Consider the following 12,934-nt stretch of genomic DNA (forward strand, 5'->3'; position numbering starts at 1 on the left):
GCGCCGGCGGGCTCAGGCCGCGGCGGGCTGGGCGGGCTTTTTCAGCGCGCGCAGCGCGATCGCGGTGACGGCGGTGCCGGCCAGCAAGGCCAGCAGATAGAGGCCCAGGTGGCTGACGGCGTTGGGGATGGGCAGCACGAAGACGCCGCCGTGCGGCACTTTCAGCTCCACGCCGGCCAGCATGGAGATGGCGCCGGCCACGGCGGAACCCAGCATCAGCGCGGGGATCACCCGCAGCGGATCGCGCGCGGCGAAGGGGATGGCGCCTTCGCTGATGAAGGCCAGGCCCAACACGCCGGCGGCCTTGCCGGCCTCGCGCTCGTCGGCGCTGAAGCGATCGGCGAACAGCTTGGTGGCCAGCGCGATGCCCAGCGGCGGCGTCATGCCGGCGGCCATGGCCGCGGCCATCGGCGTATAGACCTGGCTGGCGATCAGGCCGGTGGAGAAGGCGTAGGCGGCCTTGTTGACCGGGCCGCCCATGTCGAAGGCCATCATCGCGCCGATGATGGCGCCCAGGACCAGCGCGCTGCTGCCTTGCAAGCTCTTCAGCGCCTCGGTCAGCATGCCCAGCAGGGCGGCCACCGGGCCGCCGATCACGTAGATCATCAAGAGGCCCACCAGCAGCGAGCCCAGCACCGGCAGGATGAGCACGGGCTTGAGGCCGTCCAGATTGCGACCCAGCTGGATCTTGCGGTTCAGCCAGTCGGTGCCGTAGCCGGCGATGAAGCCGGCGATGATGCCGCCGAGAAAGCCGGAGCCCAGGCTGGCGGCCAGCATGCCGCCCACCATGCCGGGCGCGATGCCGGGACGGTTGGCGATGGAGTAGGCGATATAGCCGGCGAGGATGGGCACCATCAGCGCGAAGGCGGATTTGGCGCCGATCTGGAACAGCGCCCAGGCCAGGGTGCCCTTGTTGGCGTCGTCGAAGGCGTAGATGCCGCCCAGCGCGAAAGCCAGCGCGATCATGATGCCGCCGGCGGTGACGAAGGGCAGCATGAAGGAAACGCCGGTCATCAGGTGCTTGTACGGGCCGCTGCGCTCGCTGGCCGGTTTTTCCGGCGCGGCGCCGGCGGCGTCCGGCCGGTGGGGCGCGGCCTCGGCGATGGCGCGGCGCAGCAGCGCCCGGCCGTCGTTGATGGCGGCCTTGGTGCCGCTCTGGAACAGACGCTTGCCGTGGAAGCGGCTCAGCTCCACCTGGGTGTCGGCGGCGATCAGCACCAGATCGGCTTCGGCGATCTCGCCGGCGCTGAGCGCGCTCTGCGCGCCCACCGAGCCCTGGGTTTCCACGCGGATGGCGTGGCCCAGCGCCTGGGCGGCCTGGCTCAGGCCTTCCGCCGCCATGAAGGTGTGGGCGATGCCGGTGGGGCAGGAGGTGACGGCGACGATGCGCAGCGCTTCGGTTTGCGGGGCGCTCAGGGCCGCAGCCCGGCGGACGGCGTCGGCCGGATCGGCCAGGGCCTGGTCCAGGCTCAGGCGGAGCGAGGGCAGGCCGTCCAGGCGCGGATCGGCGGCGGGGCCGATCAGGAGCGCGGCCTGGGCGGCGGCGATTTCGGCCGCGTCCAGCGGCGGCGCGCCGTCCAGTTCCAGGCTGAGAGAATGCCCGAGCCCTTGGGCGGCCTGGCGCAGCGCTTCCGCGGCCAGTCGGCCCTGGGTGCTGCGTTCGCCGGAGGCGATGATGGCAAGTAGGTTCATGGCGTTGTTTCCCTTGTGTTTTTAGTTTGGAGCCGCAGGCGAAGCCCCCTGATGCCGCGTCGCTAACGGGCGCTTAGCCCAGGTTTCGCAGCCGGACTTGCGCCGCCAGCGCGCGCACTTGTTCCGGCGGCGGCAGGTGCGGGCCGACGCGCGCCAGCTTGGCGGCGGCAAAGGCCACCGCCAGCCGGGCTTCGGCCTCGCGGTCCAGTCCGTCCAGCCGCGCGGCGGCGAGGCCGGCCACCAGCGCGTCGCCGGCGCCCACGGTGCTGAGCGGTTGTTGCGCGGGCAAGGCGGCCAGCAGCGCGTGGTCGCGGCCGGCGAACAGCGCGCCGTCCGCGCCCAGCGACACCACCACTTGTTCCACGCCGCGTTGCAGCAGCCCGCGCGCGCCGTCCAGCACCGCGGCGGTGTCGGGCAGGGCGCGGCCGGCCCAGTGCTCCAGTTCGTGGCGGTTGGGCTTGACGCAATGCGGCGGCGCGTCGCCGTCCAGCGTCTGGCTCAGCGCCTCGCCGCTGCTGTCCAGCAGCAGCCGCGCGCCCAGCGGCCGCAGCAGCCGGCACAGCCGCAGATAGCTGTTGGCGGGCAGGCCGGGCGGCAGGCTGCCGCACAAGGCCACGATGTCGCCGGGGCGCAGCCGGGCGGCCAGTTCGGCGCCCACTTGTTCCAGCTGCGCTTCGCCGGCGGCGATGCCGGGCAGATTGATGTCGGTGGTGTCGCCGCTGGAGAGGTCGGCCAGCTTGATGTTGACCCGGGTGTCGCCGGGCAGGCGCAGCATGTGGTCGGCGATGCGCTTGTCCAGGAACAACTGTTCGAAGGCTTCGCTGTTGTTGCGGCCCAGCAGGCCGCAGACGCTTACCGGCGCGCCCCAGTCCGCCAGGCAGCTGGCCACGTTGACGCCCTTGCCGCCGGCGTTGCTGCTGGCGCTTTGCGCCAGGTTGACCGCGCCGGGCGTCAGCCGGGCCAGGGCGATGGTCTGGTCCAGCGCCGGATTGAGGGTGACGGTGTGGACGCGCGCGCTCATGTCAGCTCCCGCGCCAGCATGCGCACTTCGTCGGCGCTGTCGCAGGCCAGCGCTTGCTGCGCCAGCTCGCGCAGCCGGTCGTGGCCGTTGGCGCACAGCTTGGCCTTGACCGAGGCCACGTCGCGCGGGCTCATCGACAGCTCGGCCACGCCCAGGCCGGTCAGCAGCGCGGCGCCGAAGGGATCGCCGGCGATGCCGCCGCACACGCCCACCCAGCGCTGATGGCGGGAGGCGCCGGCCACGGTGTGCTGGATCAGCCGCAGCACCGCGGGGTGCAGGCTGTCGGCTTCGGCCGCCAGTTCCGGGTGCTGCCGGTCCATCGCCAGCGTGTATTGGGTGAGGTCGTTGGTGCCGATGGAGAAGAAGTCCACGTATTCGGCCAGTTGATCGGCCAGCATGGCCGCGGCCGGCACTTCCACCATGATGCCCAGCGGCACCGCCGGGGCGTCCAGCTCGCGGCGTATGCCTTCGCACCATCCCTTGAGCCGGGTGATTTCCTTCAGCGAGGTGATCATCGGGAACATGATGGACAGCGGCTGGCCGCCGCGGGCGGCGCGGTAGAGCGCGCGCAGCTGGGGTTCCAGCAGATCGCGGCGGCGCAGCAGCAGACGCGAGCCGCGCATGCCGAGGAAGGGGTTTTCTTCGGCCGGCAGCTTCAGATAGTCCACCTGTTTGTCGCCGCCTATGTCCAGCGCGCGCACGATCAGCGGCCGGCCGTCCAGCGCGTCCAGCATGGCGCTGTAGGTGTGGAACTGTTCGTCCTCGCTCGGCGCCTGCTCGCGTTCCAGGAACAGGAATTCGGTGCGCATCAGGCCCACGCCTTCGGCGCCGGCGTCCAGCGCGGCGGCCACCTGGTCCGGACGGTTGATGTTGGCGGCGATTTCCACGCGGTGGCCGTCCGGCGTCACCGCCGGGCGCTGCCGCTGCTCTGCCTGCTGCTGCTGGGTGCGCTGCTGGGCCTGCAGCCAGTCGCGGGCGGAGGCCAGGTCTTGCTCGCCGGGGTTCAGATAGAGCCGGCCGCCCAGGCCGTCCAGAATGGCCGGGGTGCCGTCGGCGATGTCCAGCAGCGCCGGGCCGCCGGCCACCAGCGCCGGCAGGCCCAGGGTGCGCGCCAGGATGGCGGTGTGCGAGGTGGGGCCGCCCTGGGCGGTGGCCAGCGCGCGGATGCGGCCGGTGTCCAGGGTGGCGGTGTCGGACGGGGTGAGGTCGGCGGCCAGCAGGATGCAGTCGTCGCCGTCGATGTCGGCCAGCGTGGCGCTGTTCAGCGCCGGGTCCAGCTGGCGCAGCACGCGGCGGCCCACGTCGCGCAGGTCGGCGGCGCGCGCCGCCAGCAGCGGGTTGCCCAGCGCGGCCAGCCGTTCCGCCATGCGCTCCACCGCCTGGTGCCAGGCCCATTCCACGCCGTGGCCGCCCACCATCAGCTGGCAGGCCAGGGTGATCAGATCGGTGTCGGACAGCAGTTCCGCCTGGGCGTGGAAAATGCCGGCCTCGGCCTTGCCCAGCCGGCTGGCGGTGGCCGCGGCCAGTTCGTTCAGTTCGGCGCGGGTGGCGCTCAGCGCCGCGTGCAGGCGGTCGCCGCCTTCGCCCAGCGCCACCGGGCGGTCCGGCACTTTGAGCTGGCCGGCGTGCAGCACGCGCACCACGCCGATGGCGAGGCCGGGGCTGGCGGCGATGCCGGCGATGGACAGCGGGTGGCCGGGCGGGGTCCAGCCCTGTTGCGCGGCCAGCAGCTGCGCTTTTTGCGCGGCGAGCGCGGCGTCGGTCTGTTCCTGGGCCGAGGCGTCGCGCATCGCGGCCAGCAAGCCGGACAAAGCGGCGGCGGCGTCCGGCCCCTGGGCGGACACGGTGACGGTGTCGCCGTGGCGCAGGCCCAGTTGCAGCAGGCTGATCAGGTTCTTGGCGTCGGCGGCGTCCTGGCCGTGGCGCACTTGCAGCTGGGCGGCGTGGCGGCGCGCGGCTTCCACCCATTGGGCGGCCGGGCGCGCGTGCAGGCCGTTGGGGTAGTCGACTATCCATTGCGCGCGCTCGGCCAGATCGGCCGCGGCGTCGACGGCGGCGGGCGGCGCGTCTTCTTCCAGCAGGGCCAGCATCCGGGCCGGCTCTGCGGCGGTGAACAATTGCTCGAGCCTGGCCTCGTCCTGCAGCAGCCGGGTCAGCCGGCGCAGCAGGGTGATGTGTTCGTCGGATTGGGCGGCGATGGCGAACAGCAGCCGGGTGCGCTGGCCGGGATTCCATTCCAGGCCGTCCGGGATCTGCACGATGGCGATGCCGGTGCGGAGGATCAGCTGACGGTCTTCCACCATGCCGTGCGGAATGGCCAGGCCGTTGCCCAGGAAGGTGTTGGCCACCGCTTCGCGCCGCAGCAGGCTGTCGATGTAGGCCGGGTCTATGCAGCCGGCGTCGGCCAGCAATTGTCCGGCCAGGCGGATGGCCGCCTCTTTGTCGGCGGGCTGACAGCCCAGCCGGATCAGTTCGGGCTGGATCAGGGAGGAGGGCGATCCGGTGTCGTGCATGGCGGTCTCTTCTGTCGGTTCAATTGGCTGCGCGGTTCCGGGAACCCGTTCACGGCCCGACGCGCAAGCGGCGCGGCTTGGGACAGGCTCGGTATAGCGGATCGGCCCGCGTCCGCCAGCTGTCATTGCGGAGGGGCGGCGCCGTTCACGCGCTGAGTGGATTGAAAACGATTACATTTTTTCTGTCAATACAGTCGTAGTTTCGCCGCTACATCTTTGCGCCGTCTCAAGCGACAGTGTTGTAAAATTACGCTTTAAGGGTATGCTTGCGTAAACCCAGTTTCTATCTTGGTAAGAGAAAACGATTTCATATGACGGTCAGCATCAAGGATGTGGCGCTGGCGGCCGGCGTGTCGGTGGCCACCGTATCGCGGGCCCTGGCCAAGGGCCCGGTGAGCACGGCGCTGAAGGCCAAGGTGGAGGCGGCCATCGCCGCCACCGGTTATCGGCCCAATTTGTCCGCGCGGCGCTTGCGCTCGCGGCACAGCGACACCATAGGCCTGATCGTGTCCGACATCCGCAATCCCTTCTTCACCGCGGTCAGCCGCGCGGTGGAGGATGTGGCCTACCAGGCCGGCATGCGGGTGATTCTGTGCAATACCGACGAGAACCCGGACAAGGAGGCGATGTACCTCAGGCTGATGCAGGAGGAGCGCGTCACCGGAGTGATCTTCGCCGCCACCCGCGCCACGGCGGAGACGCTGGACGCGGAGGCGCTGGGGTTTCCGGTGGTCTTGATCGACCGGGCCGCGCCCGGCGGCGCGGCCGACGCGGTGGTCTTGGACAACGCCGCCGCCGCCGGCCTGTTGGTCGGCCATCTGCGCGAGCAGGGCCATGACCGCATCGGCGGGTTGTTCGGCAATACCAGCAGCACCGGCGCGGAGCGGCACGCCGGCTTCGCCGCGGCGCTGGCGGCGGCCGGGCTGGCCGCGCCGGCGCGCTTCGTCGCGCCCACGGCCGAGGCGGCGCAGCAGGCGGTGTCCGCCTGGCTGACGGAGGCGGAGGCGCCGCAGGCGCTGGTGATCAGCAACGGCCTGCTGCTGCTGGGGGCGATGCGCGCGGTGCGCGCGCTGGGCCTGGCCTTGCCGCGCCAGCTGGCGCTGGCCGGTTTCGACAACGACAGCTGGACCGAGCTGGCCGGTCCGGGGCTGACGGTGATCGAGCAGCCGGTGGACGAGATCGGCCGCGCGGCGATGGCGATGCTGCTGGAACGGCTGGAACAGCCGCAGCGGCCCACGCGCAAGGTGGTGCTGACCGGTCGTTTGGTGGTGCGGGGCTCCAGCCTGGCCGAGGGCTAGCCGCCGCGCTTGTGGCGGCGGCGAGACAGCCCCTGGTCCGGCGCGGAAGGCGGCCGCGGTTTTGATTTTTAATGTATTAAATATTGTGCCATGATTTGCCGATGCCGTTTCAGCCATCGCCGCCCAGCCGGGCGGCCGTCAGGAGGAGGCCCGCCATGGACACGCGTTACGCCGGGGACATTCATCTTTCCACACGCCAGGCGGCGGACGGCGACAAGCTGGATTTCTGGCTGAGCGAGGTGGACCGCCTCTTGGTCCGGGTGGAGTGCGACCGCCGTCCGGAAGAGCGGCTGGAGGCTTCGCTGGACTGGCAGGATTTCGGCCTGCTGCGCATGGCCACGATACGGGCCAACCAGCACGCGGTGACGCGCAGCGGACATAGCCTGAGCCGGGACGGCCGGGACTCCATCTTCGCCTGTTTGATGCTGCAGGGGCAGGGCTTCAGCCATCAGGGCGTGGAGTGCGCCCGCCACGGCCCGGGCGATGTGGTGCTGTACGATACCGCCCGCCCTTACGGCCACGGCTTTCCGGCCGATATGGCGATGGCGGTGCTGGACATTCCGCGGTCCTTGTTCCAGGAGCAGGTGGGGGTGTGGAACGAGCGCGGCCTGGTGCGCATCGAGCGCGCCGCCGGCATGGACGCCTTGGCCGCCCATCGCCTGCTCAGCGGCGGCGAGGCCGCGCGGCGGCATCTGGCCAGCCAGTTGCTGGAATGGCTGCATTCCTTGTGGAGCGCGCGCCTGGGCCTGCCGGCCTCCCGTTCTACCTTGTGCAGCCTGTGGCGGGCCAAGGCTTATATCGAGCGGCATCTGGCCGAGGACGATCTGGATTGCGAGCGCATCAGCCGCGCGGTGGGCGTGTCCGCGCGTCAGCTGGCCCGCATCTTCGAGCAGGAGGGCGAGTCGGTGACGCGCCACCTGTGGGGCCGCCGGCTGGAACGCTGCCGCGTGGACCTGGCCGATCCGGCCTTGCGCCATTTATCGGTGAGCGAGCTGGCTTTCCGCTGGGGCTTCAACCATATCGCCCATTTCTGTCGCAGCTATAAACGCCGTTACGGCGAAACGCCGAGTCATACCCGAGCCGAGGCCCTGGCCGCGCGCGTCCTTCCCAGACAACAAGACTGTCCTCATTAGGCAAATTTCGCGTTCTCCCCATCGTTAGAGTGGACGGGTCCGCAGCGCTTTCTGGCGCGGCGGACGCCCAACTAATAAAGAGGAGACACCATCATGCACACACGAATGGGCGGTTCGCCGCCGGGCGGCCGCGCGCGCGCCGCTGGCGAAAGAGAGGCCCGCCATGCGCCTCTCCTATGAAAACAAATTGTTGGCCATCCTGGCGCTGAGCTTCGGTTTCGTGTTTTTCGACCGGTTGGCGCTGTCCTTCCTGTTTCCCTTCATGGCGGCGGAACTGCGTTTGAGCCCCGCGCATCTGGGCATGCTGGCGTCGGCGCTGGCGCTGACCTGGTCGCTGTCCGGCCTGGGCCTGGGCGCATGGTCGGACCGGCGCGGCGCGAAGAAGCCGATGCTGGTGGCGGCGGTGCTGGCGTTTTCGCTGTTTTCCGCCGCTTCCGGCCTGGTGGCCGGTTTTCTGTCCTTGCTGCTGTTCCGCGCGCTGATGGGCGTGGCGGAAGGACCGGTGCTGCCCATTTCCCAGTCCTTGCTGGCGGCGGGGTCCACGCCGGCGCGGCGCGGTTTCAATATGGGCATCGTCAACGGCTCCGCGCCGGGCTTGCTGGGCGCGGTGCTGGGGCCGCCGCTGCTGGTGGCGCTGGCCGAGGCCTACGGCTGGCGCGCGGCCTTCTATCTGTCCTGCCTGCCCGGCCTGCTGATCGCCTGGCTGGTGTGGCGGCATGTGCGCGAGCCGGCGCCCGCGCCGGCGCCGGCCGGCCGCGGCGGCGGTTTCGCTTCGTTGCTGGCCGAGCGCAACATCCTGCTGTGCGTGTTGATCGCCTGCAGCTACATCACCTGGTTCATCATCCTGATTTCCTTCACGCCCACCTTTCTGATCCAGGTCAAGGGCATGAGCCCGCAGGCGATGGGGGCGGTGATGAGCAGCCTGGGCTTCGCCTGGGTGGCGTGGGGCGGGCTGGTGCCGGCGATTTCGGACCGCATCGGCCGCAAGCCGGCCATGGTGGCGTTTTCCCTGATCGCCGCCTGCTGCCCGCTGGTGTTGCTGAACGTGGACCGCATGGTCTGGCTGTTGCCGCTGGTCTTCCTCACTTACACCGGCCTGGGCTGCTTCACCCTGTTCATGGCCACGATTCCGGCGGAGACGGTGTCGCCGCGGCGCATCGCCACCGCGCTGGGCATGATCATGGGGGTGGGCGAACTGGCGGGCGGTTTTGTCGCGCCCACGGTGGCCGGCTTCGCCGCGGACCGCTACGGCCTGTCCATCGTGATGTGGATCGCCATGGCCGGCGCGCTGCTGCCGGCCTTGCTGTCCTTGGGCCTGCGCGAAACCGCGCCGCTGCGGCTGAAGCCGGGCGGGGCCGCGCTGGAAGCCGACCGGGCGCCGACCTGAGCCGCCATTCTCATTGCGCGTCCCGCTGCGCCGGGACGCCGCACTCCCTGACGGAGATCATCATGCACAAGACCTTGATCAAGGCGCTGGCCGGGCTGTCGGCGGCGCTGGCCTGCGCGACGGCTCAGGCCACCCAGTCCGGCGCGGACACCATAGGCGCCGGCGCCGAGGGTTTTCTCGCCGGCGCGCTGCCGCCGGCCGGCTGGTACGGCGTGTTCTATTACACCCATTACCAGGCGGACCGCTTCAACGACGACGCCGGCCGTTCCGCTGCGCCGGGTTTCAAGCTGAGCGCCGACGTGCTGGTGCCGCGGCTGCTGTATATGTCGGACCGGACGCTGTGGGGCGGGCGCTTGGGCGGTTTCGCGCTGGCGCCGCTGCCCAGCTTGAGCCTGGACGCCGGCGGCGCGCATGAAAGCCGCAGCGGCCTGGGCGACGCGGTGTTGGGGCCGGTGCTGGCCTGGGGCGACGCCGGGCCGCTGCATACGGCGCTGGCGGCCGACATCGTGCTGCCCACCGGCGACTACGATCGCAATCGGATGTTGAACCTGGGGGCCCATCATTACTCGCTGCGTCCGGTATTCGCCTTTTCCTATCTGCCGGCGTCCGGCTGGGAGCTGTCGTCCAAGATCAGCTACACCTTCAACGGCAAGAACCGCGATACCGATTACCAATCCGGCCAGCTGTTCCACTTCGATTACTCGCTGAGCTACGCGGCCGGCCCGGCCTGGAGGCTGGGCTTGAACGGCTACTTCATCAAGCAGACCACGGACGATGTCCAGTACGGCCGGGCGGTGGCGGGCAACGGTTTTCGCGGCCAGGCTTTCGCCATCGGTCCGGCGCTGCGTTACCAGTTCGACAAGGCCGGTCTGGAATTGAGGTGGTTGAAGGAGTTCGATGTGCGCAACCGGCCCGAGGGCAGCGCAGTCTGGGCCAAGCTGGTGCTGCCGCTGTAACGGGCGGACATGGGGCTTGCAAACACGGCCGGGCGCTTGCGTCCGGCTTTTTTCTTGGCGGAGCCGCGCTCCCGCGCGCGCTCGTCTTCATTTTCCTCTCTTGCTTCTTCTTTCTTCACCGCGCCGTCATCGAGATGCCGCATGATTGGAATTCTTGTGCAATCCAGTGCGCTTCCCATTCCGCGACGCAGTCCGGATGACCGCTGCCCGCTGCAGGCCTGGCGGTCCCAAATTCGTCATGGCGGGCAAGTTGATCGCTTATTGCGCATCTCCCCGCAGCTTGTCGCTGAGTTGGAAAGAAAATCCATGAGTAAGCTTGAGCCACGCCATCACAGACAGGGATGGGAAATCGCGCTGATTTTAGTCACCGCCTTATGGGGGTGGTCCTTTGTCGCTATTCACGATGCGCTGAACGATCTAAGCGACTCGGCGTTTAACGCCTACCGGTTTCTCATCGCCGCGCTGGCGATGTGGATCGTGGTGCGGGTCAAAGGGAGTCGATTCTCGCGGCAGGATGTTTTCGGAGGCGTCGCCGCTGGCGTCGCGCTATATCTGGCCTTCTTTTTTCAAACCAAGGGCTTGGCTTACACCACCGCTTCCAATGCCAGTTTCATTACGGGCTTGGCCGTTGTCTTTACTCCGCTGTTTGCTTATTGGCTGTTAAAGGTGCGCCCGGAAAAACGTCAGCTATTCGGCGCAGCCACGGCGACGATTGGGCTTGCTTTGCTGACCTTGAAAAATCTGGCCATGCATTGGGGAGATATGCTGGTTGTGCTTTGTGCGGCTTCCTTCGCTTTGCACATTGTTGTTTTGTCCAAGGTCAGCAAAACAGCGCGGGTATTGAACATCGCCTTTGTCCAGGTCGCGGTCGTGGGGGGCTTGTCCTTGCTGCAGTCATTGGCTTTGAATGAGTTCTCGCTTCCCTTTCGAAGCGAGACGATGACGGCGATTCTTATCATCGCCCTATTGGGAACGGCAGTCGGTTTTTATGTGCAGACCCGGGCCCAAGTGGCCTCTTCGCCCAATCGAATCGCATTGATCATTGTGCTGGAACCGCTGTTTGGCGGTGTTTTTGCTTATTTCCTGGCCGGCGACCGCTTGTCGCCTCTGAATTTACTGGGGGCCGGGCTGATTATTCTGGGCATGCTGATCACGGAATTTCATTTGAAGGCAAGCCGCGCCGGAGCGGATTAACCCTTCGCCGCGGGTTTTGACGCCGCGGCCATGGCGGGCCGCATCTTGCGCGGCTTGGATGTTTCCATCCCCGCCGTCGCAGGATCTTGAAACGCAGGGGGGCGGCGCTTACTGGCCGCTGAGCATGAATTCCGCGCAGCGCTCGGCGATCATCACCACCGGCGCGTTGGTGTTGCCGGAGACGATGGCGGGCATCACCGAGGCGTCGCAGACGCGCAGGCCGGCCACGCCCTTGACGCGCAGCCTCGGGTCCACCACCGCGTCGGCGTCGGCGCCCATGCGGCAGGTGCCGGCCGGGTGGTAGACGGTCTTGGCGAACTGGCGGATGTGTTGTTCCAGCAGCGCGTCGTCGGCGTCTTCGGCCGGCGAGGGCAGCAGTTCTTCGGCGATCAGCCGGCGCATGGACGGCGCCCGCAGGACGCGGCGCGCCAGCTTGACGCCGCGCAGCAGGCCGGCGAGGTCCTCGGCCTCGCGCAGGGCGCCGCTGTCGAAGCGCAGCGGCGCGGCCGGGTCGGCGGAGGCCAGCGCGACGCTGCCGCGCGACTTGGGACGCAGCAGGCAGGGATTGATGGAAATGCCGTGGCCGGGCAAGGGCTCGCGGTCGACGTCGCCCACCAGGGTGGGCAGTACGTGGAACTGGATGTCCGGCCGGCCGCCGCCGCCGGTGTCGACGAAAGCGCCGGACTCCACCACGTTGGAGCTCAGCAAGCCGGTGCGGAACAGCTGCCATTGCAGGCCGTGGCGCAGCGCGGCCAGGCCGCGGTCCTGGCCCAGCAGGCTGATGGGCGCGCGGGCGCGGCCGTAGACCGACACTTCCAGATGGTCCTGGTAGTTGGCGCCCACTTGCGGCGCGTCGCGCAGCACGGCGACGCCGTGTTCGCGCAGCTGCGCCGCCGGGCCGATGCCGGACAGCATCAGCAGCTTGGGGCTGGACAGCGCGCCGGCGCAGAGCACGATTTCCGCCGCGGCGCGCGCGCGCTGGACGCCGCCGGCGTCGCGCCATTCCACCTGACAGGCGCGGCCGCCGTCGAACCCGATTTTTTGCACATAGCAGCCGGTGCGCAGGTCCAGCTTGGGGTCTTGGCGGACCGCGGCCAGATAGGTGGCGGCGGTGCTGCCGCGCTGTCCGTCGAAGGTGGTGGTGTGGTAGAAGCCGACGCCGGCCTGTTCGCGGCCGTTGAAGTCGTCGTTGTAGGCCAGGCCGGCTTCCTGCGCGCCCTGGACGAAGGCCAGGCTCAGCGGATGGCGGTAGCGGGCGTCGCTGACTTTCAGCGGCCCGTCCACGCCGTGGTAGGGCTCGGACAAGCGCATATGGCTTTCCGCCTTCTTGAAGGCGGGCAGCACTTGCGACCATTCCCAGCCCGCGCAGCCCAGAGCGGCCCAGTCGTCGTAGTCGGCGGCCTGGCCGCGGATATAGACCATGGCGTTGACCGAGCTGCCGCCGCCCAGGGTGCGGCCCTGCGGGACGAAGATGCGTCTGCCGGCGGCTTCCGGCTGCGGTTCGCTGCGGTAGGTGACGGTGCGTTCGCTGCCCAGCACCTTGATGAAGGCGGCCGGCATGCGGATGTAGGGGTTGTCGTCCGGCGGGCCGTCTTCCAGCAGCAGCACGTGCTTGCCGGCCTGGATCAGCCTGTGGGTCAGCACGCAGCCGGCGGAGCCGGCTCCGATCAGGATGTAGTCGTAGTCGCGCATGGCGTCTCCCTTGTTGTCGCGCCGCCCTTGGACTGTTTGAGGATGGGC

General features: G+C 69.1%; 9 protein-coding genes. 5 read left to right on the forward strand and 4 right to left on the reverse strand.

The window, feature by feature from the left end; translation table 11 throughout:
* Window positions 1-12: 12 nt before the first annotated feature.
* The 3 genes from ACODSD_RS16165 to ptsP form a co-directional block, all read right to left on the reverse strand.
* On the reverse strand, window positions 13-1,692 hold the full coding sequence (locus ACODSD_RS16165) for a PTS fructose transporter subunit IIC (RefSeq protein ID WP_253315517.1): 1,680 nt from the start codon (window positions 1,690-1,692) through the stop codon (window positions 13-15).
* Window positions 1,693-1,765: 73 nt separating this feature from the next.
* Window positions 1,766-2,713 (reverse strand): 1-phosphofructokinase, encoded by a 948-nt coding sequence (gene pfkB / locus ACODSD_RS16170; RefSeq protein WP_488877817.1) that lies wholly within the window; start codon window positions 2,711-2,713, stop codon window positions 1,766-1,768.
* Window positions 2,710-5,226: a phosphoenolpyruvate--protein phosphotransferase gene (ptsP, locus tag ACODSD_RS16175; protein WP_488877818.1), complete on the reverse strand. Its 2,517-nt coding sequence runs from the start codon at window positions 5,224-5,226 to the stop codon at window positions 2,710-2,712. Before ptsP ends, pfkB begins: the two co-directional genes overlap by 4 nt.
* 311 nt (window positions 5,227-5,537) lie before the next feature.
* Here ptsP and ACODSD_RS16180 point away from each other — a divergent pair, with 311 nt between their 5' ends.
* The 5 genes from ACODSD_RS16180 to ACODSD_RS16200 all read left to right on the forward strand — a co-directional run bounded on the left by ACODSD_RS16180 (window position 5,538) and on the right by ACODSD_RS16200 (window position 11,194).
* Window positions 5,538-6,524: a LacI family DNA-binding transcriptional regulator gene (locus ACODSD_RS16180; protein ID WP_488877819.1), complete on the forward strand. Its 987-nt coding sequence runs from the start codon at window positions 5,538-5,540 to the stop codon at window positions 6,522-6,524.
* A gap of 155 nt (window positions 6,525-6,679) precedes the next feature.
* Complete coding sequence (locus ACODSD_RS16185; protein WP_107798689.1) at window positions 6,680-7,657, forward strand: helix-turn-helix domain-containing protein; 978 nt, start codon at window positions 6,680-6,682, stop codon at window positions 7,655-7,657.
* A 163-nt stretch (window positions 7,658-7,820) separates the two neighbouring features.
* Complete coding sequence (locus tag ACODSD_RS16190) at window positions 7,821-9,044, forward strand: MFS transporter (RefSeq protein ID WP_107798690.1); 1,224 nt, start codon at window positions 7,821-7,823, stop codon at window positions 9,042-9,044.
* Window positions 9,045-9,106: 62 nt separating this feature from the next.
* Window positions 9,107-10,000, forward strand: a complete 894-nt coding sequence (locus ACODSD_RS16195) for a SphA family protein (RefSeq protein WP_488877820.1) — start codon at window positions 9,107-9,109, stop codon at window positions 9,998-10,000.
* A 141-nt stretch (window positions 10,001-10,141) separates the two neighbouring features.
* Complete coding sequence (locus ACODSD_RS16200) at window positions 10,142-11,194, forward strand: DMT family transporter (RefSeq protein ID WP_488877821.1); 1,053 nt, start codon at window positions 10,142-10,144, stop codon at window positions 11,192-11,194.
* Window positions 11,195-11,302: 108 nt separating this feature from the next.
* On the opposite strand, the gene ACODSD_RS16205 is transcribed toward ACODSD_RS16200, so the two are convergent.
* The gene (locus ACODSD_RS16205) at window positions 11,303-12,886 is read right to left on the reverse strand and encodes a GMC family oxidoreductase (protein WP_488877822.1); all 1,584 of its coding nucleotides are present in this window, start codon (window positions 12,884-12,886) and stop codon (window positions 11,303-11,305) included.
* Window positions 12,887-12,934: the final 48 nt, after the last annotated feature.

The organism is Chromobacterium sp. FG22 (assembly GCF_057809415.1).